The organism is Polaromonas sp., assembly GCF_039930745.1.
Taxonomy (GTDB): domain Bacteria; phylum Pseudomonadota; class Gammaproteobacteria; order Burkholderiales; family Burkholderiaceae_C; genus Polaromonas.
The window spans coordinates 49,286-74,977 of record NZ_JBDTTH010000012.1 but is presented as its reverse complement, the minus strand read 5'-3'; the positions used below and the strand labels follow the sequence as shown (position 1 = coordinate 74,977).

General features: G+C 61.9%; 29 protein-coding genes. 12 read left to right on the top strand and 17 right to left on the bottom strand.

From position 1 onward, the window contains the following. A partial coding sequence (locus tag ABI660_RS06735) for a DUF47 domain-containing protein (RefSeq protein ID WP_348066194.1) occupies positions 1 to 638 on the top strand: 638 nt, incomplete at its 5' end. A 2-nt stretch (positions 639 to 640) separates the two neighbouring features. Beyond that, positions 641 to 1,651 carry an inorganic phosphate transporter gene (locus ABI660_RS06730; protein WP_348066192.1) on the top strand — a complete coding sequence of 337 codons (1,011 nt, stop codon included), beginning with the start codon at positions 641 to 643 and terminating at the stop codon, positions 1,649 to 1,651. A gap of 144 nt (positions 1,652 to 1,795) precedes the next feature. On the opposite strand, the gene ABI660_RS06725 is transcribed toward ABI660_RS06730, so the two are convergent. Next, positions 1,796 to 2,248 (bottom strand): hypothetical protein, encoded by a 453-nt coding sequence (locus tag ABI660_RS06725; protein WP_348066190.1) that lies wholly within the window; start codon positions 2,246 to 2,248, stop codon positions 1,796 to 1,798. 8 nt (positions 2,249 to 2,256) lie between these two features. Then, entirely contained in the window at positions 2,257 to 2,805 is a 549-nt protein-coding gene (locus ABI660_RS06720) for an N-acetyltransferase family protein (protein WP_348066188.1), read from the bottom strand. Between the two features lie 176 nt (positions 2,806 to 2,981). Here ABI660_RS06720 and rpsP point away from each other — a divergent pair, with 176 nt between their 5' ends. From rpsP to hisC, 7 genes are all read left to right on the top strand, one after another. Next, positions 2,982 to 3,242, top strand: a complete 261-nt coding sequence (gene rpsP / locus ABI660_RS06715; RefSeq protein ID WP_348066186.1) for a 30S ribosomal protein S16 — start codon at positions 2,982 to 2,984, stop codon at positions 3,240 to 3,242. A 15-nt stretch (positions 3,243 to 3,257) separates the two neighbouring features. Continuing rightward, positions 3,258 to 3,833, top strand: coding sequence for a ribosome maturation factor RimM (gene rimM, locus ABI660_RS06710; protein ID WP_348066184.1), 576 nt, complete (start codon positions 3,258 to 3,260; stop codon positions 3,831 to 3,833). 147 nt (positions 3,834 to 3,980) lie between these two features. Continuing rightward, entirely contained in the window at positions 3,981 to 4,760 is a 780-nt protein-coding gene (trmD, locus tag ABI660_RS06705) for a tRNA (guanosine(37)-N1)-methyltransferase TrmD (protein ID WP_348066182.1), read from the top strand. Positions 4,761 to 4,891: 131 nt separating this feature from the next. Next, positions 4,892 to 5,257, top strand: coding sequence for a 50S ribosomal protein L19 (rplS, locus tag ABI660_RS06700; RefSeq protein WP_077595343.1), 366 nt, complete (start codon positions 4,892 to 4,894; stop codon positions 5,255 to 5,257). A 70-nt stretch (positions 5,258 to 5,327) separates the two neighbouring features. Next, positions 5,328 to 6,035: a CoA pyrophosphatase gene (locus ABI660_RS06695; RefSeq protein ID WP_348066180.1), complete on the top strand. Its 708-nt coding sequence runs from the start codon at positions 5,328 to 5,330 to the stop codon at positions 6,033 to 6,035. A 255-nt stretch (positions 6,036 to 6,290) separates the two neighbouring features. Next, positions 6,291 to 7,298, top strand: coding sequence for a CobD/CbiB family protein (locus tag ABI660_RS06690; protein ID WP_348066178.1), 1,008 nt, complete (start codon positions 6,291 to 6,293; stop codon positions 7,296 to 7,298). A gap of 20 nt (positions 7,299 to 7,318) precedes the next feature. Further along, positions 7,319 to 8,389: a histidinol-phosphate transaminase gene (gene hisC, locus ABI660_RS06685; protein WP_348066177.1), complete on the top strand. Its 1,071-nt coding sequence runs from the start codon at positions 7,319 to 7,321 to the stop codon at positions 8,387 to 8,389. A gap of 1 nt (position 8,390) precedes the next feature. Here hisC and rsgA read toward each other — a convergent pair whose 3' ends face one another. From rsgA to ABI660_RS06670, 3 genes are read right to left on the bottom strand one after another with little or no spacing between them, the layout of a single operon-like run. Beyond that, positions 8,391 to 9,338 (bottom strand): ribosome small subunit-dependent GTPase A, encoded by a 948-nt coding sequence (gene rsgA / locus ABI660_RS06680; RefSeq protein ID WP_348066175.1) that lies wholly within the window; start codon positions 9,336 to 9,338, stop codon positions 8,391 to 8,393. Then, complete coding sequence (locus ABI660_RS06675; protein WP_348066173.1) at positions 9,335 to 9,652, bottom strand: 4a-hydroxytetrahydrobiopterin dehydratase; 318 nt, start codon at positions 9,650 to 9,652, stop codon at positions 9,335 to 9,337. The genes rsgA and ABI660_RS06675 overlap by 4 nt, the downstream gene beginning before the upstream one ends. Then, on the bottom strand, positions 9,649 to 10,935 hold the full coding sequence (locus tag ABI660_RS06670) for a M48 family metallopeptidase (RefSeq protein WP_348066171.1): 1,287 nt from the start codon (positions 10,933 to 10,935) through the stop codon (positions 9,649 to 9,651). Before ABI660_RS06670 ends, ABI660_RS06675 begins: the two co-directional genes overlap by 4 nt. Before the next feature lie 34 nt (positions 10,936 to 10,969). Between ABI660_RS06670 and orn the strand changes: the two genes are divergently transcribed. Together orn and ABI660_RS06660 are read left to right on the top strand one after the other, a co-directional pair. Further along, the gene (gene orn / locus ABI660_RS06665; protein ID WP_348066169.1) at positions 10,970 to 11,533 is read left to right on the top strand and encodes an oligoribonuclease; all 564 of its coding nucleotides are present in this window, start codon (positions 10,970 to 10,972) and stop codon (positions 11,531 to 11,533) included. 389 nt (positions 11,534 to 11,922) lie between these two features. Continuing rightward, positions 11,923 to 13,860 (top strand): DEAD/DEAH box helicase, encoded by a 1,938-nt coding sequence (locus tag ABI660_RS06660; RefSeq protein WP_348066167.1) that lies wholly within the window; start codon positions 11,923 to 11,925, stop codon positions 13,858 to 13,860. Positions 13,861 to 13,924: 64 nt separating this feature from the next. On the opposite strand, the gene ABI660_RS06655 is transcribed toward ABI660_RS06660, so the two are convergent. Genes ABI660_RS06655 through ABI660_RS06640 form a run of 4 tightly spaced genes read right to left on the bottom strand, consistent with a single transcriptional unit; the run spans position 13,925 to position 17,841 of the window. After that, complete coding sequence (locus tag ABI660_RS06655; RefSeq protein WP_348066165.1) at positions 13,925 to 14,821, bottom strand: NAD(P)-dependent oxidoreductase; 897 nt, start codon at positions 14,819 to 14,821, stop codon at positions 13,925 to 13,927. Positions 14,822 to 14,879: 58 nt separating this feature from the next. Further along, a complete protein-coding gene (locus ABI660_RS06650; RefSeq protein WP_348066163.1) occupies positions 14,880 to 16,238 on the bottom strand; it encodes a Gfo/Idh/MocA family oxidoreductase in 1,359 nt (452 codons plus the stop codon). Positions 16,239 to 16,243: 5 nt separating this feature from the next. Beyond that, positions 16,244 to 17,125, bottom strand: coding sequence for a phytanoyl-CoA dioxygenase family protein (locus ABI660_RS06645; protein ID WP_348066161.1), 882 nt, complete (start codon positions 17,123 to 17,125; stop codon positions 16,244 to 16,246). A gap of 17 nt (positions 17,126 to 17,142) precedes the next feature. Further along, entirely contained in the window at positions 17,143 to 17,841 is a 699-nt protein-coding gene (locus ABI660_RS06640) for a GntR family transcriptional regulator (protein WP_348066159.1), read from the bottom strand. 125 nt (positions 17,842 to 17,966) lie between these two features. Between ABI660_RS06640 and ABI660_RS06635 the strand changes: the two genes are divergently transcribed. Continuing rightward, positions 17,967 to 18,839, top strand: coding sequence for an alpha/beta hydrolase (locus ABI660_RS06635; protein WP_348066157.1), 873 nt, complete (start codon positions 17,967 to 17,969; stop codon positions 18,837 to 18,839). Positions 18,840 to 18,998: 159 nt separating this feature from the next. On the opposite strand, the gene ABI660_RS06630 is transcribed toward ABI660_RS06635, so the two are convergent. The 8 genes from ABI660_RS06630 to ABI660_RS06595 form a co-directional block, all read right to left on the bottom strand. Next, positions 18,999 to 19,388, bottom strand: coding sequence for a tautomerase family protein (locus tag ABI660_RS06630; RefSeq protein ID WP_348066155.1), 390 nt, complete (start codon positions 19,386 to 19,388; stop codon positions 18,999 to 19,001). Positions 19,389 to 19,448: 60 nt separating this feature from the next. Continuing rightward, positions 19,449 to 20,426, bottom strand: a complete 978-nt coding sequence (locus tag ABI660_RS06625) for a GMP reductase (protein WP_348066153.1) — start codon at positions 20,424 to 20,426, stop codon at positions 19,449 to 19,451. A gap of 458 nt (positions 20,427 to 20,884) precedes the next feature. Continuing rightward, a complete protein-coding gene (locus ABI660_RS06620) occupies positions 20,885 to 21,607 on the bottom strand; it encodes a hypothetical protein (protein WP_348066151.1) in 723 nt (240 codons plus the stop codon). Between the two features lie 53 nt (positions 21,608 to 21,660). Continuing rightward, positions 21,661 to 22,701, bottom strand: a complete 1,041-nt coding sequence (locus tag ABI660_RS06615; protein WP_348066149.1) for a putative sulfate exporter family transporter — start codon at positions 22,699 to 22,701, stop codon at positions 21,661 to 21,663. 2 nt (positions 22,702 to 22,703) lie between these two features. Next, a complete protein-coding gene (locus ABI660_RS06610) occupies positions 22,704 to 23,477 on the bottom strand; it encodes a ferredoxin--NADP reductase (protein WP_348066147.1) in 774 nt (257 codons plus the stop codon). After that, the gene (locus ABI660_RS06605) at positions 23,474 to 23,779 is read right to left on the bottom strand and encodes a DUF971 domain-containing protein (protein ID WP_348066145.1); all 306 of its coding nucleotides are present in this window, start codon (positions 23,777 to 23,779) and stop codon (positions 23,474 to 23,476) included. The genes ABI660_RS06610 and ABI660_RS06605 overlap by 4 nt, the downstream gene beginning before the upstream one ends. A gap of 64 nt (positions 23,780 to 23,843) precedes the next feature. Then, a complete protein-coding gene (locus ABI660_RS06600) occupies positions 23,844 to 24,707 on the bottom strand; it encodes an ABC transporter ATP-binding protein (RefSeq protein WP_348066143.1) in 864 nt (287 codons plus the stop codon). After that, the gene (locus tag ABI660_RS06595; protein ID WP_348066141.1) at positions 24,704 to 25,678 is read right to left on the bottom strand and encodes an ABC transporter permease; all 975 of its coding nucleotides are present in this window, start codon (positions 25,676 to 25,678) and stop codon (positions 24,704 to 24,706) included. The genes ABI660_RS06600 and ABI660_RS06595 overlap by 4 nt, the downstream gene beginning before the upstream one ends. Positions 25,679 to 25,692: the final 14 nt, after the last annotated feature.

Sequence of the window (25,692 nt, the reverse complement as noted above, 5' to 3'; positions counted from 1 at the left end):
GCAAGCTGTTGCCGCGTGAAGGCAATTTTTTCGAGCTGTTCAACCAGCATGCCGATCGCATTGTGGAGGCTGCCCGCGCGTTCTCCAACCTGGTCGCCAACTACAGCGATGTGCAAAAACGCGAAGCCTACAACCGGGAGGTCGATAACGCCGAGCGCGCCGCTGACCGCATCACCCACGAGGTGAACCGGATGCTGCACAAGACATTCATCACGCCGATTGACCGCGAGCAGATCCATTCGCTGATCAATACCATGGACGATGTGTGTGACCTGATCCAGGATTCCGCAGAAACCATGGCGCTGTATGACGTGCGCCACATGACGGAAGAGATCGTGCGGTTGACGGACCTGAGCGTCCGGTGCTGCGAGCGCCTGAAAGACGCGGTAGCCCTGATTGACAAGCTCAGCGACGCCGCCACCGCCGAAGCGGCACTGAAAACCTGCGAAGAAATCGACAAGCTCGAGTCGGACGCCGACCGGGTCATGCGCTCTGCCATGAGCAAACTGTTCCGCGAAGAACCTGATGTGCGCGAAGTCATCAAGCTCAAGGCGATTTACGAATTGCTGGAAACCATTACCGACAAGTGTGAGGACGTAGCCAACCTGATCGAGGGCATCGTCCTCGAAAACTCCTGAACATGGCGTCCGTACAGACCGCCCTCTGGGTGGTGGCCATGCTGGTCATCCTGGCCGTTATTTTTGACTTCATGAATGGGTTTCATGATGCGGCGAACTCGATTGCCACCGTGGTGTCGACCGGCGTTCTCAAACCTGGCCAGGCCGTGCTGTTTGCGGCTTTTTTCAACTTTGTCGCCATCTTCATCTTTCACCTGAGCGTGGCCACTACCGTGGGCAAAGGCATTGTCCAACCGGGCATTGTGGACACCCATGTGGTCTTCGGTGCACTGATAGGTGCCATCACCTGGAACCTGGTGACCTGGTATTACGGCATTCCGAGCAGTTCCTCGCACGCGCTGATTGGCGGCATCGTCGGCGCGGTAATGGCCAAGTCGGGCGCCGGAGCGCTGGTGGCCGGCGGCATCCTGAAAACCGTGGCCTTCATCTTTGTCTCGCCGCTGCTGGGTTTTCTGCTTGGCTCGTTGATGATGGTGGGGGTGGCCTGGGTCTGCCGCCGCGCAACCCCGTCGCGTATAGACCGCTGGTTCCGGCGCTTGCAACTGGTCTCGGCAGGTGCTTACAGCCTGGGCCATGGTGGCAACGACGCACAAAAAACCATTGGCATCATCTGGATGCTGTTGATCGCCACCGGCTACTCCTCGGCCAGCGACAGCGCACCCCCCACCTGGGCGATTGTCAGCTGCTACGTTGCAATTGCCGCGGGCACCATGTTTGGCGGCTGGCGTATCGTGAAAACCATGGGCCAGAAAATCACCAAACTCAGGCCCGTGGGCGGATTTTGCGCGGAAACAGGTGGAGCGCTGACCCTGTTTCTGGCGACGGCACTGGGCATCCCGGTATCTACCACCCACACCATCACCGGCGCCATCGTCGGCGTGGGCTCGACACAGCGAGCCTCTGCCGTGCGCTGGGGCGTGGCCGGCAATATTGTCTGGGCCTGGATTTTCACGATCCCGGCATCGGCCTTTGTCGCGGCCATCGCCTACTGGGTCAGTCTCCAGGTTTTCTGATCATGCCCCCTCTTCGATCCCTCAGCGGGATCGGAAGGGGGTCTATACCAGCAAGGGCCGCGGGACTGGCTTAGCCAGTCCGCAGGCGCGGCGGCCCCCTCGGGGGGGCAGGGAGCTACACGAAGTGAGTGACCGAGGGGGCTTTTATTGGGAAATTTTTCGCGCTTCCTGAACCTGGTATTCAAAGTAACGCTGAAAGCTGAACACGATGCTGGACATCAGCGCAATAGTGCCAAACAGCAGCGCAAACACGATCGCCCCCATGGTCAGCCAGTTGGTCCTGCCCGCAGCGTTGTCGGGTGACGACCCAGCGTTGTGCTGTGCATTCCATTTTTCAGGCGCCATCAGGCCGTAATAGATCGCCGTCAGTGCCGTGGCTGCCAGCGTGAAGCCCAGCAGTGGGACCAGCGCCCACGCCAGCTGGTCGTCCTGGCCATACTGGCGCACCCGCTGCACGCCCCACCAGCCCACCGCGGCGACCAGGGGGTGTATCCAGGCCAGCACATCAGCCCAGCCGTAGAGATAGAAGCGGTGCAGGCCCAGCTGGCCACCTGCAAAAGCCAGCCACGCGGCCAGGGTCTTGTTCTTGTTTTTCATGCATCCAGTCAGGGTGGGGAGGAGAAGGGCGCTGCGTCCAGGGGTGGCGTGGCGTCGCCGGCACCCAGTGCTTTTTGCATGATCACAATATCACGCCAGGCACCCATCTTCCAGCCGCAGGACTCGACGATGCCCACCTGCGTGAATCCGAGGGCCAGGTGCAGGCCGACAGAGCCGGCATTGGCCGAGTCGCCGATGACGGCCATGATCTTGCGTATGCCCGCGGCCTCGCAGCGCACCAGCAGTTCGGTCAGCAGTTGGCGGCCCACGCCTTTGCCCTGCTGCCCCGGCGCCAGGTAGATCGAGTCTTCCACCGAATAGCGGTAAGCCGGCCGGGGCTTGAACCAGTTACCGTAGGCAAAACCGATCACGGTACCGTTTTCTTCGGCCACCAGGTAGGGCAGGCCCTTGCCCAGCACATCAGCCCGGCGCGTGGCCATGTCGGTCACGCTGGGCGGCTCGGTTTCGAAGGTGCCGGTGCCACCCAGCACATGGTGGGCATAAATGGCGGTAATGGCCGGCAGGTCGGCGTCATCGCTGGCTCGTATCAGGGTCATGGGAGTGGCCAAAAAGAAGGTTGGGGAAGGCGGCGGGTGGGGACAGCGACAAACGGCGGGTTATAATCTGCGGCTTTGCAGCATTTCGCTGGCCGGGTGCCATGTCGTGTGTCTCAAGCGCTGCAGGAACATTTTGGGGTGATTTTTTTTTCACCTCACCACCCGAAGGATAAATCATGGTCGTCATTCGACTCTCGCGCGGCGGTTCTAAACACCGTCCTTTTTTCAATATTGTTGTGGCTGACAAACGCGTTCGCCGCGATGGCCGTTTCATCGAACGCATCGGGTTTTACAACCCGATCGCCAAAGGTGGCGAAGAAGGCCTGCGCATTGAGCAGGACCGTCTGACCCACTGGCTCGGCGTGGGCGCACAAGCGTCCCCCACCGTGCTGCGCCTGGTCAAGCAGGGCGCTTCTGCTGCCCCCAAGACCGCCTGATTGCAGGAGTACTGAGTGCTGCCCGGCCTTGAGCCGTCCGGCTTGCCGGACGATGCGGTTGAAGTCGGGCGCATTCTTGACGCCTGGGGCGTCAAAGGCTGGGTGAAAGTCCTGGCTCACAGCGCCTCTTCCGAGGCGCTTTTTTCTTCCGGACGCTGGTTCCTGCAAGCTCCCGAGGCCAAGCACCGGCCAGGCTTCGATGCTTTTTCCGGCACGGTTTCCCTGGCCGTCAGCGAATCGAAAACCCATTCAGACACCGTCGTTGCCAAGTTCGAGGGCATCGATGACCGCTCGCCGGCCGAGGCCCTGCGCGGTGCACGCATTTTTGTGCCACGCAGCAGCTTTCCCAAAGCCGGCAAAGATGAGTATTACTGGGTCGACCTGTTGGGACTGAATGTCGTCAACCGTGAAGGCGTGGCTCTGGGCTGCGTGCGCGACCTGATGGCCACCGGCCCGCATTCGGTGCTCTGCGTGGAGTACACCGAGGGCGAACAGACGCTGGAGCGCATGATCCCCTTCGTGGCCGCCTATGTGGATGCCGTGGATTTGCCGGGCAAAACCATTACGGTGGACTGGCAGCCTGACTATTAGGGCCCCCACGGTCGCTCACTGCGTGTAGCTCCCTGCCCCCCGAGGGGGCCGCTGCGCCTGCGGACTGGCTAAGCCAGATCCGCGGCCCCTGCTGGCTTAAGTCTTTCGGTGTCTTCGCCTATCGTTTCATAGCGCAAAATGCAGGTCATGCGTTTTGATGTCATCACACTTTTTCCCGAGCTTTTTGCGCCGTTTTTGACCAGCGGCGTGACGCGCCGCGCGTATGAATCCGGCCTGGTCGAGGTGAAGTTGTGGAACCCGCGCGATTTTGCCGAGGGCAACTACCGCCGTGTCGATGACCGTTCCTTTGGCGGCGGCCCGGGCATGGTGATGCTGGCCGAGCCGCTGGCGCGCTGCCTGGGAAAAATCCGCGAGGATCGCGCCGAGCCTGCCGGGCAGCTGGCGCCTGTGGTCCTGTTTTCGCCTGTCGGACGTGCGCTCGACCATGGCGGTGCGGTGGCGTGGTCGGCCAGTGCTGGTGCTGTCCTGATCTGCGGCCGCTATGAAGGCCTGGACCAGCGGTTTATCGACACTTTTGTGGATCAGCAGGTCAGCCTGGGCGACTTTGTCCTGTCCGGCGGTGAAATTGCCGCCATGGCCTTGCTGGACGCCGTGGCCCGTTTACAGCCCGGCGTCCTCAACGACGAGGGCAGCCATCAACTCGACAGTTTCAACCCGGCGCTGGACGGGTTGCTGGATTGCCCGCATTACACGCGACCCGAGATCTGGCGGGACCAGGCAGTGCCGGAAAAGCTGCTTTCGGGGAACCACGCCCATATCGAGCGCTGGCGCCGCGAGCAGCGCCTGGCCCTGACCCGGCAACACAGGCCCGAACTGCTGGACAAGGCCCGCGCAGCCGGCAGCCTGACGGCCGCCGATGAGGTGTTTCTGCGCGATCTGCCGACCGAAAAGGCTTCAAAGCCATAAATGGCTATAATCAAAGGCTTTTCGGTCCTCTGGCGGCCACTGCAACCATCTTGACCATCAAGCATGTGTCCATGGATTTGCGGTCTTTAGCGTAGCGCGTGTATGAACGAAAAAGTTAGATGGAATAAATCATGAATCTGATCCAGACCCTAGAGCAGGAAGAAATTGCCCGCCTGAACAAGACCATCCCCGTGTATGCCCCCGGCGACACCGTGATTGTCAGCGTCAATGTGGTTGAAGGTACGCGCAAGCGTGTGCAGGCGTTTGAAGGCGTTGTGATTGCCAAGCGCAACCGCGGCCTGAACTCCAGCTTCATCGTGCGCAAAATTTCCAATGGCGAAGGCGTCGAGCGGACCTTCCAGGTCTACAGCCCGCTGATCGCCAAGATCGAAGTCAAGCGCCGCGGTGATGTGCGTCGTGCCAAGCTGTACTACCTGCGTAGCCGCAGCGGCAAGTCGGCACGTATCAAGGAAAAGCTGGGCGCCAAAGCTGCATAAAAACAGCCCGCCTGCGAAAAAGCCGCTCAGCAGAGCGGCTTTTTTTATGCCCTGTTAATCTTGACTGTCCATGACTTCCCCACGGTTTACCCATCCGTTGCCAGCTTTCGATCCCCGCAGCATTCCGGTGATCGGAGTGGATACGCATCTTTCCGGCGTGCCGGAACAGGAGCTGACGCCTCAGGCTTTGCGCCGGCGGTTTCGGCATCCGCCGATCTGGACGCCGGAGCATTCCGTCGAGAAGAAGTTCTCCAATCGGGAGCCAGCGCTGGCGGCCGTGTTGTTGCCCCTGGTCATGCGCGACGAGTTGACCTTGTTGTTGACGGAGCGGGCTGGCAACATGTCCACCCATTCCGGCCAGGTTGCCCTGCCGGGCGGCAAGACCGACGAGTCTGATCACGATGCAGTGGACACAGCCCTGCGCGAGGCCCACGAGGAAATCGGTCTGACCCGCGAACATGTGGAAATATTGGGCACCCTGCCGACCTACGTGACCGGCACGGCCTTCATCATCACACCGGTGGTGGCCCTCGTGCAGCCCGGGTTTGCGCTGCAGCCCAGCCCGTCCGAGGTGGCCGATATTTTCGAAGTGCCGCTGCGCTATCTGATGGACCCAGCCAATCACCGGCGCCATGAGTTCGAGTTTGACGGTGCAATGCGCCAGTGGCTGTCCATGCCCTACACCGGGCCGGTGGACAGCAGCGACAGCAAGGAGCGCTACATCTGGGGCGCCACGGCCGGTATGCTGCGCAATCTCTACAGGTTCTTGAGTGCCTAGTTATAAGCCCACCCCCGTGCAGGCTCACTGCGTGTAGCCTGTTCCCCCCTCAAGGGGGCGGGCGCCTGCGGTCTGGCAAAGCCGGTTCGCGACCCCTGCTGTGAATACCCCGCTGGTGTGCCCAAAGAACTCTTAACCCAGCATGAGCCGTGGAACCGGCTTTGCCGGGCCACAGGCGGGCGGCCCCCTCGGGGGGCAGGGAGCTACACGAAGTGAGCGACCGTGGGGGCACGTATTGGGGCAGTATCATTCACCATGAGTTTTTTCGCCGTTTTGTTCGCCCTCATCATTGAACAGGCCCGGCCGCTGGCGCGCGGCAACCCGATTCATGCCACCTTGCGCCGCTGGGCACGCTGGGCCAGCCGCAGCCTGGATGCGGGCAAACCGCAGCACGGCTGGGTCGCCTGGACCGTCGCCGTCGTGGTGCCGGCGCTCATCACACTGGCGGTGCACTGGCTGCTCTGGAGCGTGAATGGCGTGCTGGCTTTTCTGTGGAGTGTGGCGGTGCTTTACATCACACTTGGATTTCGCCAGTTCAGCCACTATTTCACCGACATACGCGATGCGCTGGACGATGGCGACGAAGCAACGGCGCGCGAACTGCTGGCGCAATGGCGCCAGGTCGATGCCAGCGAACTCCCGCGCAGCGAAATCGTCCGGCATGTGATCGAGTATTCGGTTCTGGCCGCGCACCGCCATGTGTTCGGCGTGCTGGCCTGGTTCTCGGTGCTGGCTGCACTGGGTCTGGGCCCTGCCGGGGCCGTGTTGTACCGCATGGCCGAGTTCGTTTCGCGTTACTGGACCTATAAAAGAAAAACGCTTGGCGAAGGCGCAAGCCCGGCCTTGCAGCAGGCTGCTGCCAAGGCCTGGACGGTGATCGATTACATGCCCGCGCGCCTGACGTCGCTGGGCTTCGCGGTCGTGGGCAGTTTTGAGGATGCAATTGACGGCTGGCGCAACTACATGCAGCGTTCTCCTGTGGAACTGGAAAACCGCAACGACGGCGTGATCCTCGCCGCGACCTCGGGTGCGGTCAATGTGCGTCTGGGGGGCGAGGCGCTGAAGGCTGCGTTTGCGCCCGATGCTTCGCAGGGCTTTCAGGCCAATGGTGACGACCCAGACGGTCCGGCGGCCACGGAAAGTACACCGGGGCGCGAGCCGGAGGTGGCACACCTGCGCAGCATTGTGGGCCTGGTCTGGCGCTCTGTGGTGCTCTGGATGGTGTTGCTGGCCCTGCTGACGCTGGCGCGCCTGCTGGGCTGACCGCTGCAGGTCCGGTTTCCATGACTTCAGAAACATCCTTCTGGAGCCCTGCCCTGCGAGGGCTGGTACCTTACACGCCCGGCGAACAACCTGCCATCGAGGACCTGGTCAAGCTCAACACCAACGAAAATCCCTACCCGCCTTCACCGCGGGTCGTCGCGGCCATCACCGCCGCGGCGCAGGAAGGACTGCAGCTCTATCCCGATCCCCACGCTACCGGCCTCAGACAAGCGATTGCTGACCACCATGGCATTGCTGCCAGCCAGGTATTTGCCGGCAACGGCTCGGACGAGGTGCTGGCGCATGCGTTCTTCGCATTTTTTCGGCAAGCCCGGCCTTTGTTCATGCCAGACATCAGCTACAGCTTCTACAAGGTGTACTGCGGCCTGTACGGCATTGACTCTGCGCTGGTCCCATTGGATGCGGCCATGCGCGTCCAGGTGGCGCATTACAGCTCGTCTTGCGGCGGCGTGGTGATTGCCAATCCAAACGCGCCCACCGGCACAGGCCTGCCGCTGGCAGACATTGAACAGTTGCTGCAGCAGCAGAGCCAGTGCGTGGTGCTGGTAGACGAAGCCTATGTGGACTTTGGTGGCGAGAGCGCCATTGGCCTGGTCGCCCGCTACCCGAATTTGCTGGTGGTGCAAACCCTGTCCAAATCGCGTTCGCTCGCTGGCCTGCGTGTGGGTTTTGCCGTCGGACAGCGCCACCTGATCGAAGCGCTGGAGACCGTGCGGGACAGCTTCAATTCCTACCCGCTGGACCGCCTGGCGCTCGCAGGTGCGGTGGCGGCTTACCAGGACCATGCCTGGTTTGAAACCACGCGTGCAGCCGTCATGGCAAGCCGTGAGGATCTGGCGCGAGATCTCCGGACCTTGGGTTTCGAGGTGCTGCCTTCACAGGCCAACTTCCTGATGGTTTGCCACCGCGCGCATGATGCGGCCGCGCTTGCGGCCGGTCTGCGCGACCGGCGCGTGCTGGTGCGCCATTTCAGATTACCGCGCATCGAGCAATACCTGCGCATCAGTGTAGGCACCCCCGCGCAGTGCGCAGCGCTGGTGCAAGCCTGTCGCGCCTTGGTAAGCAACTGAATCAGTAACGTGGGGCTTGTGACAGCTCGGCAAACAATTCGCTATACAAACGATAGCGACTTGCGCTTATCCCGCCTGGGCTAGAGGCCAATTTGACCTCAGAAATTACGCCGCAGCCAGGTTCGTGCAGGTGCGTGCAGTTGTAGAACTTGCAGTCCTGCGCATGGGCCTTGAGGTCCGGCATGTAGTTGGCCAGCCGCATGGGGTCGATATGGTGCAGGCCGAACTCCTGGAAACCCGGCGAGTCGATCAGTGCGCTGGTGCGCTCCGCGTCTATCCAATAGAGCGTGGTGCTGGTGGTTGTGTGTTTGCCGGAGTTCAGCGCCTGCGATATCTCGGCCGTCAGCACTTGCGCGTTCGGCACCAGCAGGTTGGTCAGGCTGCTCTTGCCGGCGCCGGAGGGGCCCAGCACCAGGGTTTTTTTGCCGAGCAGCAGCGCCTGCAACTGAGCCGTCTGGGCCTCATTGGCGGCGGCGCCGGCGGCTTTCGGCTTGATCGCCAGCGGCAACACCTGGTAGCCCATGGCCCGGTAAGGTGCCAGTTTGGCCCAGGCTCTGCCGAAGGGCTCGGCCAGGTCGCTTTTGTTCAGCGCGATGATGGGTGTGATGCGTTCGGCTTCCGCCGCTATCAATGCGCGGGTCAGTTGGCTTTCCGAAAATTCGGGTTCGGCGGCAATCAGAATCAGCACCTGGTCGAGGTTGGCCGCAAACGATTTGGTGCGCATCTCGTCCTGTCGGTAAAACAGGTTGCTGCGTTCCTCGACCTTTTCAACCGTGCCTTCATCCTGCGAAGGCAGCCACTGGACGCGGTCACCGACGACGGCCTGGCTTTTCTTGCCGCGCGGGTGGCAGATGATGCGTTCGCCGCCGGGTGTTTCCACCAGGCAATGCCGGCCAAAACCCGCGACCACCAGGCCGGGCAAGGTCCCGGCGGAAGAAACAGTGGTCAAGCCAGCAGCGCGTCAACTTTCGACGCGCAGAAAAAGTCGCTGACCGAAATCCCGTTCACGTCGTGCGTGTTGAAACGAACCGTGCATTTGCCATAGCTCAGCGCCAGGTCGGGGTGGTGGTCTGCTGCATTGGCAATGAAGGCCACTGCATTGACGAAGCCCATGGTCTCGTGGAAATTTTTGAAACTGAAGGTTTTCTCCAGCGATCCGTCGATCAGCCGCCAACCCTGCGCCTGTTCGCCGTTGAGCTGGCTCAGCTGGGTGACGATCTCCGTGGCGCTCAGTGCGCGGCGGTTCTGGTGGACGGGGTTCATGTGGCGGGTCCGGTGGGTGCGCCCATGCGGGCCAGCCGCTCGGAGGCCGGTGGGTGCGAATAATAAAACTTCACAAACACCGGGTCGGGCGTAAGCGTGCTGGCATTGTCCTGGTAGAGCTTGAGCAGGGCGCTTTGCAAGTCCCTGCCGTCAGTCTGTGCAATCGCGTAGGCGTCGGCTTCGAACTCGTGCTTGCGCGACAGCTGCGCAAACAGTGGCGAGGTGAAAAAGCTGAAAAGCGGCACTACCAGCAAAAACAGCAGCAGGGCCAGGGCATCGTTGCTGCCCGTCATGTTCGGTCGCACGCCCAGGCCGGTATAAAACCAGGCCTGGGTGGACAGCCAGCCCAGCAGCGCAAAGCCTGCCAGGCTCATGGCGAACATCGCGACGACCCGCTTGATGATGTGTTTGTGCTTGAAGTGGCCCAGCTCATGTGCCAGCACCGCGTCTACCTCGTCGGGGCTCAGCTGTTTGAGCAGGGTGTCGAAAAACACCACGCGTTTGGAGGCACCAAAGCCGGTGAAGTAGGCGTTGGCGTGGGCAGAGCGCTTGCTGCCGTCCATCACGAACAGGCCCTTGGCGGCAAAACCGCAGCGCTGCATCAGCGCGGTCACGCGGGCTTTCAGGCTTTCGTCTTCGAGTGGCTGGAACTTGTTGAACAGCGGCGCAATCAGCGTGGGATACAGCACCAGAACCAGCAGGTTGAAACCCATCCACACGCCCCAGGCCCACAGCCACCACCAGGCGCCGGTGCTGCCCATGATCCAGAGGATCAGCGCCACAATGGGCAGGCCGATAACGATGCCCACCAGCGTGGACTTCACCAGGTCAAGCAGCCAGAGCTTGAGGGTCATCTTGTTGAAACCAAAGCGCTCCTCGATGCGGAAGGTGCTGTACAGCGTGAAGGGCAAATCCAGCAGCCCGCTGATCAGGCCGAAAGCAGCCAGCAGCGCCAGCTGCGGCACCAGGCTGCCATACGCGGTCAGGCCTGAGTTCACCAGCGCCTGGTTCAGCGCATCAATGCCGCCCAGCAGTGTCCAGCCCACCAGCACTGCCGCGCCGAAAGCCAGCTCCAGCAGGCCGAAGCGGGCCTTGGTGATGGTGTAGTCGGCGGCTTTCTGGTGCGAAGCCAGCGAAATGATGCCGGCGAAGGCGGTGGGTACCTGGTCACGGTGCCGTGCGACATGGCGAATCTGCCGGGATGCCAGGTAGAACTTCGTGAGCAGCCCCAGCACCAGGGCGGTAGAGAACAGCAGGGTAAAGACGAGCGAATAGTCAGCCATCGGAGAAGTTTAGGCGATCAGCGAGAATCCCTGCATGCTTGCCCCTGAACCCCTACTGAAAAAGTCCGACCTCAACCTGGCCTGGATAGACTGCGAAATGACCGGCCTGGACCCGGAAAAAGAGCGCCTGATCGAGATCGCCGTGATCGTCACCGGCCCTGAACTGACACCGCGCATTGAAGGCCCGGTGCTGGTGATCCATCAATCCGATGAACTGCTGGGCCAGATGGATAACTGGAACAAGGGCACCCACGGGCGCAGCGGGTTGATCGACAAGGTCAAGGCGAGTTCAGTCACGGAAGCCGACGCCGAAAAGCAGCTGCTGGCCTTTCTGGCGCAGTACCTGCCCAAGGGCACCTCGCCCATGTGCGGCAACACCATCAGCCAGGACAGGCGCTTTCTGGTGAAGTACATGCCCAAACTCGAGGCGTTTTTCCACTACCGCAATGTCGATGTCAGCACCTTCAAGGAACTGGCCAAACGCTGGCGGCCCGAGGTTTACAGCGCTTTCAAAAAGCAGCAAAGCCACACGGCGCTGGCGGATGTGAATGAATCCATCGACGAGCTGGAACATTACCGCACGCACTTCTTGAAGTGATTGTGGCCTGCAGACCTTGACGCACGGGCGCTACCAGCTATTGAAAAGAGAGCATTTGATGGCTTTTGCCAACCGACCCGGGCAGATTTGAAGGTCTTTATGCGACAGCAGACTGGTGTAAACCCGTAAGCCATGGCATAATCGTGGGCTTGACGGATGCACAGGGTGCACCGCATTTGTACATCTACCTCACACTTTTGGGCCCTATCTTTCAGGGCCATCGCTTCAGGCACCGGTTTTCCGGAAGTCGCCCGAACCGAAATATTCGTTTGATGGTTGATGTTTTATTAACCACAAACGAAGCCTGTCGCTACGCGCAGGTGGTAGTTTCTTGTTCGCCTGCCCAAAACCACAAGTGGGGCGGTGCGCAAGTGCTTAGTGAGAAAAACATGACTGACTCTTTTGAGGCTCGCGGCGACTTTTTGGCCGAAGCAAACACCGACACCGAAATCAACGTGACGCCGGATTTTTCCGATGCGCCTGCAGCAGCTGAAACGTCGCTGGACGCCATTGCAGCGGAGCCCAACGGCTTCGTGAAACTGGGCCTGGCCAAGGAACTGCTGCAAGCCGTGGCCGACATGGGTTTCACCCAGCCAACGGCCGTGCAGATGGCCACCATCCCGAAAGCCATGCAGGCGCTGGATGCTGCCGTCAAAGCCGACCCCAAGGCCAAATTCACCGACCTGCTGGTTTCCAGCCAGACCGGCAGCGGCAAGACCGCCGCGTTCCTGCTGCCCGTGCTGCACACCCTGCTCAAGCAGCAGGAAGACGCTGCGCGCAACGAACGTGCCGAATTCGAACGCCTGAGTGCCGAAGCTGTCGCCCGTGGCGAGCCGCCGCTGAAAAAACCCAAGCGCAAGGACCCGACCAACGCGCGCAACTTCAAGGCCGCCACACCCGGTGCCCTGATCCTGTGCCCGACCCGCGAACTGGCCCAGCAAGTTTGCGCCGACGCGATCGACCTGGTGCGCCATTGCCGTGGTCTGCGCGTTGCCAACGTTGTTGGCGGTATTCCTTACCAGCTGCAAATTGCCAAGCTGCAAAACGCCGACCTCGTCGTGGCCACGCCCGGCCGTCTGCTCGATTTGCAGCGCAGCATGCAGATCAAGCTCGACCAGGTGCAATTCCTGGTGGTTGACGAAGCCGACCGCATGCTGGACCTCGGCTTTGCCGACGACCTGACCGAAGTCAACCAGCTCACCATCGAGCGCAAGCAGACCATGATGTTCAGCGCCACCTTTGCACCGCGCATCATGCAGCTGGCAACACGCGTCATGCGCCAGCCGCAGCGTGTCGAGATCGACTCGCCGCACGAAAAACATGCGTCCATCACGCAGTCGCTGCTGTGGGCCGACAACATGACCCACAAGCGCAAGCTGCTGGACCACTGGTTGCGCGACACCACCATCAACCAGGCCATCGTGTTTGCTTGTACCCAGGTGGAATGTGACGGCTTGGCCAACGATCTGGTGCAAGAAGGTTTCAGCGCAGTGGCGCTGCACGGCGCGCTGGGCCAGGGCCTGCGCAACCGTCGCCTGATGGCTTTCCGCGATGGGCGCGTGCAGATTCTGGTGGCTACCGATGTGGCTGCCCGTGGTCTGGACGTTCCGACCATCACCCACGTGATCAACTACGGCTTGCCGATGAAAGCCGAAGACTATGTGCACCGCATCGGCCGTACTGGCCGTGCTGGTCGCGAAGGCCAGGCGATCACGATTGCAGAGTTCCGCGATCGTCGCAAGATCCAGGATATCGAGCACTACACCCAGCAAAACCTCAAGCCCAGCGTGATCGCCGGTTTGGAGCCACAGCAGCGTTTTGCACCTACGTCTGATCGTCCGCGCGGCAATTTCGGCGGTGACCGCGGTGGCCGCAGCTTCGGCGGCGGTGGCGGCGGGCGCTTCAGCAACGACCGCGCACCTTCGGGCGGTTTCGGCGGTGGTAATGGTGGCGGCTATGCCGGCAAGAAACCTGCTTTCGGTGACCGTGGCGGTGATCGCGGTGGCTTCGGCGGCAACCGTGACGACCGTGGCGGCGCGCCTTTCCAAGGCCGTCCTGCGCCCCAGGGCAACAACTACGCGGATCGCTCCGGTTTCAATGACCGCAATGCGCGCCGTCCTGATGACCGTGGTTTCGGCAACAACAACGGTGGTTTTGCCCAGCGCGACGACCGTGGTGGCGATCGCAACTTCGGCGGCCGTTCGGAAGGTTTCGCGGCAGCACCGCGTGGCGATTTTGCAGACCGCAAACCCGCTTTTGCCAAACCGGCCGGCAAGGTGTTTGTTCCCCGTGATGCCCAGAAGCGCCCGGCACGTCCTGCACGCTGATCGGCTTCCCCAATAAGAAAGGCCCGCACTGCGGGCCTTTTTTTATGGCCGCCTGGCGACGAGCTCAGCTCATGCCATTGCGGCTGGCCAGTTCGACAAACAGACCCGAGTGATCGAGGTCGCCCAGCCCGTGCTCTGCGCCCTCGGCATACAGCTGCTCGAACAGCGCAGTGATCGGCGCTTCAAAACCGATCTCCTCTGCCGTGGCCAGCGCATTGCGCATGTCTTTCAGCTGAATGGCCAGCCGGGCGTGGGTGATGAAGTCCCTGTCCACCATGCGCTGGCCGTGCACCTGCAGGATGCGGCTGTCGGCAAATCCGCCGGTGATGGCTTCCCTGACTTTGGCCATATTGGCGCCTCCCTTGGCTGCAAACAGCAAGGCTTCGGCCACGGCCCCGATGGTGATGCCCACAATCATCTGGTTGGCCAGTTTCGTGAGTTGGCCTGTGCCGTGTGAGCCCACATGTGTTGCCCGGCCAAAGACCTGAAAAACGGGCAATGCGCGTTCAAACTCTGCAGGCTTGCCGCCCGCCATGATGACCAGCGTGCCCTGTTCTGCACCGCCTGTGCCACCTGATACGGGAGCGTCAAGATGCGCGATACCCAGAGCGCCAAGTCTTGCGGCGTGATCGCGCGCCTCACGTGGCTGGATGGATGCCATGTCGATGAACAGGGCGCCCGGGTTCATGGCCAAGGCCACACCTTGCCCGAACAGCACGTTTTCCACCACGCTGCCGTTTTCCAGCATGCCGATCACGATGTCGGCATCGGCAACCGCAGCGCTGGCGTGCGTGTGCACTTTCGCGCCCAATGCCGCCAGTGGACCGGCTTTCTCCAAAGTGCGGTTCCACACCTGCAGGTCGTAGCCGGCCTTGCACAGGCGGCCTGCCATGATGAGGCCCATGCTGCCGATACCGAGGAAAGCGATACGGAGGGTATGTATGTTGCTGCTTGTGCTCATGGGTTGCCAATGGAGGGGTGCTTCCACCATGATGGGGCACACGGGCAAAAGAAGGCTGTCAGGCAGCTTTCTTCATGGCTGGCGAGAACATGCTTTCCATCTCGCTGCGTACCTTCCAGGCGGACGTGGACGTGTCCATCACCACATCGGCCCAGCTCAGGCTCTGGTCTTTTTTGACAGCGCGAATCACCTTCACCTTGTGCGCCAGGCCCAGCGGCAGGCCGCCCATCTTCACGGAGGTTTCGGCCGGCAACAGTTTGCCCCAGACGGTGTAGCCGCCTTCGCCATCCAGCATGTCACCGGGTTTCAAATCGCGTTTGGCTGTGGCCACGACGTCGGCATTCCAGCAGGTGGCCACGCCAGTCGGCTCGCCGCGCAGCGCCACGCTGGCCACAGAAACTCCAACTTCCAGGCCGATTAAATGCCAGCGCTTGTACAGCGTGAAGTAGCGCCCGCTCGGGTCGGTGTGCGCGTTGTACTCTTCAAAACAGTTCTTGATGTAGTCGGTCTCGGCCTCGACCGTGACCCAGACGCCCATGCGGATGTCGTAGGGAATCTTGCGTCCATTGGCCTCCAGGGACGAGATCACTTCGACCATGCCCTTGCGCTCGAGCACGCCTCCCTCTTGAATAGGCCGCGTGACATACGGGATGTCTTCGACGCTGGCCGGCGGGTACAACAGGCCATTGCTGGGAACGGTCAGACCGGTGGCGTTGGCCACGGCTGTGGATTCAATCGAGGGCTTGGAGCCGTCAAGAAAGCTGTTGAACATCTTCGGATTGAGGCCGCCACGTTCTGCCTGCTCAGGCGTGAGGCCGTAGTTGGCCCATACCGTTTCGGGTGTTGACTCGGAAAAATGCGGCAGCCACTTGTGGCCACGGCCCGCCGCCACCACCGGGAAGCCGCAGGTGCGTGCCCAGTCCACCAGATCGCAGATCAGTGCCGGCTGGTCACCAAAGGCCAGTGAATAGACAACGCCCGCTTCAGCCGCCTTGCGCGCCAGCAAAGGGCCGCAAAAGGCGTCGGCCTCCACCGTGACGTTGACCACATGTTTGCCATGCGCAAACGCCTGCAGGCAATGCTCGACCGCAGCGACCGGGTTGCCGGTACATTCGACAATGATGTCGATCTGCGGATGGGTGACCACGGCATTCCAGTCGTCGGTGATCCAGGTCGCTCCTGTTTTGATAGCTGCTTGCGCTGATTGTGCCTGGGCCAGGGCCGGATTCCACCCTACACGGGCGAGGTTGGCTCGGGCTGCAGCGGGCGACAGATCGGCAATCGCCACCAGATGCACACCGGGCGTCCGTGGAATCTGCGCCAGGTACATGGAGCCGAACTTGCCGGCGCCTATCAGGCCTACCCGAACAGGGTCGCCGTCTGCGGCGCGTTGCTGGAGTTTGGTGTAAAGGTTCATGGGGCTCAGGCCGCCTTGCGCTCAGCCGCAATTTCTTCCATCGAGGTTTGCAGCGCTGTCGCAGGCACACCGTCTTCCCAGGGCAGGTCCACCGGGTAGTCCTTGAGCAGGCAGTCGTCCGGCAGGCATTCAATCGGCGCGAAGTCGCGGTGTGCGATGTACTCGGGGCGCTTGTGGCGGCGGATGTGGTTGCTGACAGCGCACAGGCTCAGGTAAACGCTGACGCGGTTGAAGGGTGACAGGTTGCTGCCCGAGGCATGCACCAGGCAGGAATGGAACAGGATCATGGAGCCGGCCGGACCCTTGGGGCTGACGATGCCACCTTGCTTGCCGCCGGCGCGCTGCACCAGCTGGCGGATCAAATCGTTGTCCACCGTCCACAGCGGGTAGCTGGTGGTGGTGAGGTCGTGCTTCGCATCAACCACTCCTTTCTTGTGGCTACCGGGAATGAACATCAGCGGGCCGTTGTGCTCGGTCACATCGTCGAGAAAAATAGCGACGTTCATCGCGCGTTCAGTCGGCATCATGTCGTCGTTGAGCCAGGTGCCGTAATCCTGGTGCCACTGCCAGACATCGCCCTCAAAAGCCATCTTGCCGTTGATCTTGAACTGGTGCATGTAAAGCTGTTCGCCGAGCAGGTCTTCGACCGGCTTGATCATGCGGGGGTGGCGTCCCAGTTTTCCAAAAGGCTTGCTGTACATGTGTGCGGCAAAGTTGGTGCGCACTGCGTCCTTGCCTTTTTCGCGTACGTTGTAGTCTTCGCGTCGGCTGTAGAGCTCCGGCACGGCGTCATTCAGCGTTTGTATTTCTTCCGTCGTGAACAGGCCGGGGAAAAACAGGTAGCCGTCGCTATCGAATTGGGCGAGTTGTTCGGGTGTCAGGTTCATGGCTGTCTCCGTGGAATTCAAGCGGGCAGGGCGGTGGGTGCGGGTGGAGGTGCGGGCTGGAGGGCCGTACTCAGCAAGCCGGAGAGATTGCGGCAGGCATCGTCAACATGCCGGCGGATCAGGCTTTCTGCCGCGGCCTCGTCGCCGTTGGCAATGGCATCGGCAATGGCTTCGTGTTCGTCCCAGATCGATTCGCGCATGGTCGATGCCTGCAGCACGGCGCCCATGGCGCGGCGAATGTGGTGCCAGTGCAGTTGCGCGCTCTGGGCGATCAGCGGGTTGCCCGAGGCCGCGTAGATGGCACCGTGAAAGCGGGCATCCGCCGCGATCATGGCCTTGATGTCATTGCTGCGTGCTGCGACGCGCCCCTGCTGGATCAAGGCCGGGTCAATCCGGACCCGCGCCCGGGCTGCCAGCCCGGCAGCCAGAGAGTCGATGGCGCTGCGCACCTGGTAAATCTGTATGAGCCAGCCCACATCCAGCGGGGCGACCAGCACGCCACGGCCCGGTGCGTCGAGCACAAAGCCGTCCTTTTTCAGCAAGCGCAAGGCCTGCAGCACCGGCTGGCGCGACACCGCCAGCTGTTCGGCAATGTCTTCCTGCATGATGCGCGCGCCAGGTGCCAACGAACCTTCGCTGATGGCGTCGAGCAGGCTGCGGTAGACCTGATCCACAAGATCCGGGCTGGATTCGATTTTGATAAGTTTAGGGGTCATATTTGAACTATGTATACAGAATACGATAACCCAATGTCAAAATTCAGCGGGTTTACCCTTGTCTTCGCCGCCAAGGGCGAGCTGTGCCAAGATGGCGGCATTTCACTTCCACTTCAGGACTTCCCATGACCCGCCCCGACCCTGCCTGGCTGGACCGCATGTACAACAACCGCGAGTTGGTGCCAGAGCACGCGCTGCATTTCAGCCATTGGGCGCAAAGCTCGGCGCAGGCGCGAAGCAGCCAGCCGAACACGCTGGACATCGCGTATGGCGAGAGCCCAGGCGAAAAGCTCGATGTCTTTCCGGCAGCAAAGCCCCAGGCCGGCGGTGCGCCCGTGCTGGTGTTTATTCACGGCGGCTACTGGCGCTCGCTCGACAAGGCCGAACACTCATTTGTGGCGCCCGCCTTCACTGCGGCAGGCGCGTGTGTGGTCATCCCCAATTACGACTTGTGCCCCGCTGTGACCATTCCCGACATCACACTGCAGATGGTCAAGGCGCTTGCATGGACTTACCGCCATGCAGCGCGTTTTGGCGGCGACCCGAAGCGCATCACCGTCGCCGGCCATTCAGCCGGGGGCCATCTGGCGGCCATGCTGCTGGCTTGTCTGTGGCCCGCTTATGCGAAGGATTTGCCGACAGATCTTGTCAAAAACGCGCTGTCAATTTCCGGCCTGTACGAGCTGGAGTCCATCATGCACACCCCGTTCCTGAAAGACTCGCTGCAGCTGACACCGGACCAAGTGGCGCAGGCCAGTCCGGCCTGGCTACCCGCACCGGCAAACAGGGTGCTCTACACCGTGGCGGGTGCCGACGAAAGTGAGGAGTTCCTGCGCCACAACGTACTGATCGAGCAGGCTTGGGGCCAGCAGGTGGTGCCGGTGCGTGAAGCGCTGCTCAGCAAGAACCACTTCAGCGTGCTGGAGGCGCTGGTGGATACAGATCATCGCCTGCACCGGTTGGCGCTGGAGCTGCTTTCGGCAACGGCCAAGCCCTAGTACTGCAACCCGAAAATATCGAAACATGAAAGCGCGTCTTCGCCCCCATGGCGGCGTTGCAACCCTTGCGAAGGCGCACAGCCTTCGCTGCGGCTTGCGCCTTGCCCTGGGCGCGAAGCCATCACTTTCATCTTGTTTCGCTACTTCCGGGTTGCAGTACTAGATATCGACGTCGTACCCCAGTTCCATGTCGGAAGCTGACAGGCCGCCGCGAATGCCCCAGTTCTCGCGCGGGGCTTCCCGCAGCAGCACCTTGAGATGGTCAGCGGGAACGCCGCACAAACCCAGGTTCTGCACAATGGCCTGGTACAGCACGCGCTTGGTTTCGACAGAGCGCCCGACAAAGCAGTCGATCGTGACCAGGGTGTAGCGGTCGCCTTTGTCCGGCGGGCCAGTGAAGCGGTGCGGCTCATGCACAAAAAGCCGGATGGACGTCGTCCAGTGCGGAACTTTCAACGCCAGCGTCATCGCGTCCTGCACGGCAGCCATCAGGGCGGCTTCTTCTTCGGGGGAATATTTCCGTCGTATTTCAATAGCAGCGGTGGGCACAGTTTTGGATTTTCATGGAGGAGCGGTGACTGTACCCTCCCCGGGAGCTGCCACAGCTTGTTACATCAGCAGATGTTCGCCCGCGTTGTCGCCACCCAGGATGACGTAGTTGACCTTGCGGATGTCCATCAACCGAGTGCCGCCCGCATAACTGATGGCGCTCTGCACGTCTTCTTCCATCTCGCGCAGCGTGTCTTTCAGGCTTCCCTTGACCGGCTCCAGGATGCGTTTGCCCTCAACGTGTTTGTATTCACCCTTGTTGAAGTCCGAAGCACTGCCGTAGTACTCTTTGAACAGCCGGCCATCAACCTCCACCGTCTTGCCTGGGCTTTCCTCCAGCCCGGCCAGCATGGAGCCGATCATCACCATGGTCGCGCCGAAGCGGATGGATTTCGCAATGTCGCCATGCTCCCGGATGCCGCCGTCGGCAATGATGGGTTTGGTGGCTACACGTGCGCACCACTTGAGCGCCGAGAGTTGCCAGCCGCCTGTGCCAAAGCCGGTTTTCATCTTGGTGATGCAGACTTTGCCGGGGCCGATGCCGACCTTGGTCGCGTCGGCGCCCCAGTTTTCCAGATCAATCACGGCTTCCGGCGTGGCCACGTTGCCGGCAATTACGAAGGAGGAGGGCAGTTTTTCCTTGAGGTAGCCGATCATGCGCTGCACCGTGTCGGCATGGCCGTGGGCAATGTCGATGGTGATGTAGTCGGGCGCCAGGCCGTGGGCGACCAGCTGGTCTACCGTGTCGTAATCCGCCTTCTTGACGCCCAGCGAGATCGACGCATACACGCCCTCGGTCGCCATGCGTTTCACAAAAGCCAGGTTGTCCAGATCGAAGCGGTGCATTACATAGAAATACCCGCTTTTCGCCATCCACACGCAGATCGATTCGTCGATCACGGTTTTCATGTTGGCGGGCACCACGGGGATGCGAAAGTGCCGGTTGCCCAGCGTGACCCCCGCGTCGCATTCGGACCGGCTTTCCACGCGGCATTTGCGCGGCAGCAGCAGAACATTGTCGTAGTCGAAGATTTCCATGAATCCCAAGCCTTTAAAAACTGTTGGAGACTGAGGATGCTCTGCCTAACTCGCGCCGTGCTCGGCGGGGCTTTTGCGGGATGAGCCGCGAGGCGCAAAACCCAAGGCAAGGCTGGCTGCCTTGCCTGGTTTTGCAACGAAGCGGATCGCCCGCAAAACCACGCCCCTTCGGGTTCGGACCAAAACGGGCGCTTTCCTCACCAAACCCCTTGCGTGTGCTTCAGCACACGCTGCGTGGTGTTGGCGAGCAAATCATCCCGTTGTGGATCCGAACGCGCATGGCGGGAGTTAGGCAGAGCATCCTTTGGCACTTGGACTGGACCGGTTCGTCCTGCGGCTGGCGCAGAAACAAAAAACCGGGCGCAATTGCTTGGGCCCGGTGACTGATTCTATGCGCTTGTGCGGGCCGGGACGAGGCCTGCCCGCATATAGCGGCTATACAAAAACACGAATGCGCTTTATTTGCCGCCGCAGCGGGATTGTGCTGCGGCCACCACGCGCCCCTGCGCATCCTCTGCCCAACCAATCACCTGGGCTCTGTCGGCTTTCATGCCAGCAGGAATGTCCATTGAGCGTGATTCGATGAAGCGCAGTCGCTCTTTATTTGATAGCTGCTTGCGCCCGTCCCATATGGGCTGGATGAGGTTTCGAACCAAATTTCGAGGTACGGGCGAGCTTTCGGTGCCTGCGGGCAGGACTTCCACCAGCGCGAGCCAGGCGGTCCAGGTCTGGGCGGTGGCAGGGGCAGGCGCCTGAAGTTCTATCGAGGCGCCCATGTAGCCGGAAACCGGCAGGCCACGAGCCACGCGCAGCTTGCTGCCTTGTCCCTGCACCTGGGTTTTGCGGTTCAGGCCCGCGGGTGGTGGTGTGATGCCCAGCGCTTCCAGGCGCTTGAGTGCGTCGCGGCTGGCCACCGCGGAGAGCGGGGCGTTGTCGCCCTGGCCACCGGGCAACACCCAGTCCAGCACTACCGCCCCCCGGCCGGCACGCGGTGTGGCGGGGTCTGTCCAGCAATCGGCACAGTCGGCGTTGATGAAACGTTCAAGCAGCACCACCGGCCGGCTTTGGCCATCGCTGGAACAGGACGACTGCGCGCGTGCAATGCCGGCCAAGCCGACGCCGGCAGCTAAAAGGCAGGCTGCCAGCCATGCGGACCCTGAAGAGCCAAAACCTGTAGTCATGCGTACCCCAAAAATTCTGCGTATGTTCGCAGAAGTTGCAGGCGGGCAGAACTTTATGGGTTTTCCATCCGCAGCCACAGTGCGCCGCCCAGCATCAAGAAGCCTATCCAGGCGGTGGTGAAGCCCATGAGCAAGGCCGTGCGCCGGCCCGAGCGCGTCAGTTCGAGGAAGGAAGTCTTCATGCCGAGCGCCGCCACACCGACGGTGAGGCAGGCCTGCGAAGCCTGACCCAGGCCGGCCTGCAACGGGACTGGCAACAAGCCCAGCGAATGCCAGGCCGCCATGGCGAGGAAGAGCAGCACAAAACCGGGAACCAGGGGCGGCCGGCTGGATGCTGGCAGCGCGGCACCGCCCCGCTGACGAAACGCCAGCGCCACCCCCATCACCACAAGGGCGAGCAGGCTGACCCTGAGCAGTTTCACGACGGACGCGGCGTCCCCCGTCTCATTGCCGAGTGCATACCCGGCCACCACCACCTGGGCCACATCGTGGATGCTGCCGCCTATAAACAAGCCGGCAAGTGCGGGCGGCAGGTGCAGAAAGCTGGCGGCCAATGGGTAGGCCAGCATCGCGACCGTGGACAGCAAGGTGGCCAGCACCACCACGGACAGGGTCTCGCGTTCCCGCTCAGCGCTCTGAGGCAGCACGGCAGCAATGGCCATGGCGGCGGAAGCCCCGCAGATGGCAGTGGCCCCACCCGCGAGCACCCCCAGGCTAGCCGGCAGGCGCAGGCGCCGCGCTAGCGCCACCCCTGCCAGCAAGGTGCTCGCTGCGCCGAGGATGGTGATGAGGACGGTCGGCCAGCCCAGGGCGGCAATCTGGCTCAGGGTGATGCGGGCACCGAGCAGGCCGACGCCCAGGCGCAAAAGCGTGCCGGCGCAAAAGCGAACGCCAGGCGCCGTTCGGACTTCCGCGTGCAGGTAATGCAAGGCTGTGCCGAAGAGCAGCGCATACAGCATCGGCGTGCCGCCCTGCAGGCTGGCCACGAAGCTCGCAGCCATGGCAATCAGCACACACAGACCCGCGCCCGGCAGCGCCAGTCCCCAGCTTTGCCAGGCAGGCATGCGCATGTAGCGCAGCATCATCGACCGCATGCCTACTTGTCGACAAACGCGCGTTCGATGACGTAGTGGCCGGGGTGGCTCATGTTGCCCTCGGCGAGCCCCAGCTTGTCCAGAAGCGCCCGCGTGTCCTTGAGCATGGCCGGGCTGCCGCACAGCATGAAGCGGTCGTGCGCCGGGTCCAGCGCCGCAAGTCCTGCTTCCCTACAGAGCTGGCCGGTCTCCAGCAAGGTCGGAATACGCCCCTGGTGGCGAAAGGCTTCGCGTGTGACGGTGGGATAGTAGACCAGCTGACGCTTGACCTGCTCGCCAAACCATTCGTTGCGCGGCATCTCGGTGGTGATCAGTCCGGCATAGGCCAGCTCGGCCACCTGGCGGCAGCCATGTATCAGGACAACTTTTTCAAACTGCTCGTAAACCTCGGGGTCGCGAATCATGCTCATGAAGGGCGCCAGCCCGGTGCCGGTGCCGAGCAGGTACAAGGTGCGGCCGGGAAGCAGGTTCTGCGTCAGTAGCGTGCCCGAAGCCTTGCGGCCCACCAGCACGGTATCGCCCGGCTGGATGTGCTGCAACCGGGAGGTCAGGGGACCGTCGGCCACCTTGATGCTGAGAAATTCAAGGGTTTCGTCGTAGTGGGGGCTCACCATGCTGTACGCACGCATCAACGGGCGCCCGTCAACGTTGAGCCCGATCATCGTGAACTGTCCGCTCTGGTAACGGAAGCCCGGGTCCCGGGTGCAGGTGAAGGAAAACAGCCGGTCCGTCCAGTGGTGCACCGTCAGAACTTTCGCCTCGAAGAAATTGCTCATGCAGGGCCTCCCAATGAGAGTTCGTGAAGATAGGGCCAGGGGTAAATGCCCCGGTCATGGCCGTCGCTGAACGTCAGGTTCAGCCCTTTGTCGCCTACCGGCTCGATGGCCACCAGACGCAGCGACGGGTCGGCCTGGGTGGGCAGCGTGCCGCTTCGCCGCAATTGCTCGCAGCCAGCGCAACGGCAACGCAATCGCAGCAAGCTGTGGGAGAGGTGTCCCACCTTGCCGTCTGGCCAGGCGATTTCGAGTACACCGCTCTGGCGGTGGTCGGTGATGTCGGAGGGGTAGATGTAATTCATGGTTTTGGGGCTATGAGGCTGCTGCACAAAAAAGGCCATATCGCCTGTCGGGCCGCATTCAGATTTAGATTAGCTCGCCGACGCCCCCGGCATTGACATCGACCGCAAAACCTTCCAGGCCACCGCTGTCGAGCTCGTTGCCCATGGCAGCCAGGCTCTCTTCGCGGATCAGGTTTCGTAGCTTGTGCAGCACCTGTGTGAAGGCCATCGAAGACATCATCTCGGCGGTTCGCGGGCGCGGCAACGGAATTTCGATCTCTGCCTTGATGCGCCCTGGGCGGGCTGTCATCACGTACACGCGGTCAGAGAGAAAGATGGCTTCTTCTATGTCATGTGTGATGAACAACACCGACAGGCGCATGCGCTGCCACATGTTGGTCAGGATCTGCTGCATCACCACGCGGGTCTGCGAATCGAGCGCGCCGAAAGGTTCGTCCATCAGCATCACCTGCGGGCTGGTGGCCAGCGCCCGCACGATACCCACGCGTTGCTTCATGCCGCCGGAGAGCTGGTCGGGGTAGTGATTCTCGAAGGCCAGCAAACCCGCCAGGCCGAGCAGGGTGCGTGCCGTAGTCTCGCGCCTGTTCGGCGCAACGTTTTGCATCTTCAGGCCGAACTCGACGTTACGTCGAACCGACATCCACGGAAACAGGGAGTACTGCTGGAACACCACGCCGCGGTCGGAGCCCGGACCGGTGATCTTGCGGCCGTCGAGCAGCGCTTCGCCCTGCGTGGCCTGGCTGAAACCAGCCACCACGTTGAGCAGGGTGGATTTTCCGCAGCCTGAAGGTCCGATGATTGAGACAAACTCGCCGGGCGCCACATGCAGCGACACATCGTTGATGGCGTGTACGCGCTGCTGCGCGCTGCCAAAGACCATGCTGAGGTTTCGCACCTCGATATGGCCGGTGTCGTGATTCGGGTTCATGAGCGACCTCCGAGCTTCGAAAATTCAAGCCAGGGCATGAGGAGTTTTCCCGCGGCACGAATGAGCCAGCTGCACAGCAGGCCGAGCACGCCGATGGTGATCATCCCGAGCACGATGTCGGCGTAGGCGATCAGTGAATAGGCTTCCCAGGTGAAGTAGCCAATGCCGAACTGGCCCGAGATCATTTCGGCTGCAATCAGCGAAACCCATGCCACGCCCATGCCTACCGCCAGACCGGTGAAAATCTGCGGCGCGGCGCCTGGCAGCACCACGTGCCACAGGATTTGCCGCTCCAGGGCACCGAGGCACTGGCCTGCACGCAGCAGCACCGAGTCCACCGCCTGCACGCCGCTCACCGTGTTGAGCAGGATGGGGAAAAAGGCGCCGATGAAAGTGATGAAGACAATGCTCACTTCGTTGTCGGGCCATAACATGATGGAGATCGGCACCCACGCGATGGCTGGAATGGGCCGCAGTGCTTCCATCGCGGGAAACAGCAGCTCGTGCATCCTTCGGTAACGCCCGATCACCAGGCCGATGGCCACGCCGAGAACGCCAGCCAGCGCAAAGCCGATGAAAATGCGGCGCAAGCTCATGCCGACGTTAGTGATGAATTTACCGTTGCTGCCCGCCTGCACGACCGACTGCCACACATCGGCCGGGGTGGGGATGTTGGCGAAGCGGATGTAGAAGTCGATCCGGTACGTCGTGACCACATGCCAGAACAACACCATGCCGCCCAGGGAGCACACCGCCAGCACGGCCGCGAGGCCCTGGCGCCGAACCCAGTCGCCCAGCCAGGTCACGGCGTCGTGGGAGGGCGCGACGGCAGGATGGAACGGGGGTTCGTGTTCGGCTGCAGGCAGTTTGACAACCTCGGCCAGGTGATTCTGGGCCACGGCCGGCTCGGCCGCGACCCGGGGGACAAAGGTTTCTGCGTCTTGGACGCGGCGCAGCGGGGCAATGGACATGGTGGACTCCGGCA

Bases quoted from the DNA above. Each gene is read 5' to 3' on its own strand.
- ABI660_RS06730 (WP_348066192.1), top strand. From the start codon at position 641: ATGGCGTCCGTACAGACCGCCCTCTGGGTGGTGGCCATGCTGGTCATC.
- ABI660_RS06725 (WP_348066190.1), bottom strand. From the start codon at position 2,248: ATGAAAAACAAGAACAAGACCCTGGCCGCGTGGCTGGCTTTTGCAGGT.
- ABI660_RS06720 (WP_348066188.1), bottom strand. From the start codon at position 2,805: ATGACCCTGATACGAGCCAGCGATGACGCCGACCTGCCGGCCATTACC.
- rpsP (WP_348066186.1), top strand. From the start codon at position 2,982: ATGGTCGTCATTCGACTCTCGCGCGGCGGTTCTAAACACCGTCCTTTT.
- trmD (WP_348066182.1), top strand. From the start codon at position 3,981: ATGCGTTTTGATGTCATCACACTTTTTCCCGAGCTTTTTGCGCCGTTT.
- rplS (WP_077595343.1), top strand. From the start codon at position 4,892: ATGAATCTGATCCAGACCCTAGAGCAGGAAGAAATTGCCCGCCTGAAC.
- ABI660_RS06695 (WP_348066180.1), top strand. From the start codon at position 5,328: ATGACTTCCCCACGGTTTACCCATCCGTTGCCAGCTTTCGATCCCCGC.
- ABI660_RS06690 (WP_348066178.1), top strand. From the start codon at position 6,291: ATGAGTTTTTTCGCCGTTTTGTTCGCCCTCATCATTGAACAGGCCCGG.
- hisC (WP_348066177.1), top strand. From the start codon at position 7,319: ATGACTTCAGAAACATCCTTCTGGAGCCCTGCCCTGCGAGGGCTGGTA.
- ABI660_RS06675 (WP_348066173.1), bottom strand. From the start codon at position 9,652: ATGAACCCCGTCCACCAGAACCGCCGCGCACTGAGCGCCACGGAGATC.
- ABI660_RS06670 (WP_348066171.1), bottom strand. From the start codon at position 10,935: ATGGCTGACTATTCGCTCGTCTTTACCCTGCTGTTCTCTACCGCCCTG.
- orn (WP_348066169.1), top strand. From the start codon at position 10,970: ATGCTTGCCCCTGAACCCCTACTGAAAAAGTCCGACCTCAACCTGGCC.
- ABI660_RS06660 (WP_348066167.1), top strand. From the start codon at position 11,923: ATGACTGACTCTTTTGAGGCTCGCGGCGACTTTTTGGCCGAAGCAAAC.
- ABI660_RS06655 (WP_348066165.1), bottom strand. From the start codon at position 14,821: ATGAGCACAAGCAGCAACATACATACCCTCCGTATCGCTTTCCTCGGT.
- ABI660_RS06650 (WP_348066163.1), bottom strand. From the start codon at position 16,238: ATGAACCTTTACACCAAACTCCAGCAACGCGCCGCAGACGGCGACCCT.
- ABI660_RS06645 (WP_348066161.1), bottom strand. From the start codon at position 17,125: ATGAACCTGACACCCGAACAACTCGCCCAATTCGATAGCGACGGCTAC.
- ABI660_RS06640 (WP_348066159.1), bottom strand. From the start codon at position 17,841: ATGACCCCTAAACTTATCAAAATCGAATCCAGCCCGGATCTTGTGGAT.
- ABI660_RS06635 (WP_348066157.1), top strand. From the start codon at position 17,967: ATGACCCGCCCCGACCCTGCCTGGCTGGACCGCATGTACAACAACCGC.
- ABI660_RS06625 (WP_348066153.1), bottom strand. From the start codon at position 20,426: ATGGAAATCTTCGACTACGACAATGTTCTGCTGCTGCCGCGCAAATGC.
- ABI660_RS06620 (WP_348066151.1), bottom strand. From the start codon at position 21,607: ATGACTACAGGTTTTGGCTCTTCAGGGTCCGCATGGCTGGCAGCCTGC.
- ABI660_RS06615 (WP_348066149.1), bottom strand. From the start codon at position 22,701: ATGCGGTCGATGATGCTGCGCTACATGCGCATGCCTGCCTGGCAAAGC.
- ABI660_RS06610 (WP_348066147.1), bottom strand. From the start codon at position 23,477: ATGAGCAATTTCTTCGAGGCGAAAGTTCTGACGGTGCACCACTGGACG.
- ABI660_RS06605 (WP_348066145.1), bottom strand. From the start codon at position 23,779: ATGAATTACATCTACCCCTCCGACATCACCGACCACCGCCAGAGCGGT.
- ABI660_RS06600 (WP_348066143.1), bottom strand. From the start codon at position 24,707: ATGAACCCGAATCACGACACCGGCCATATCGAGGTGCGAAACCTCAGC.
- ABI660_RS06595 (WP_348066141.1), bottom strand. From the start codon at position 25,678: ATGTCCATTGCCCCGCTGCGCCGCGTCCAAGACGCAGAAACCTTTGTC.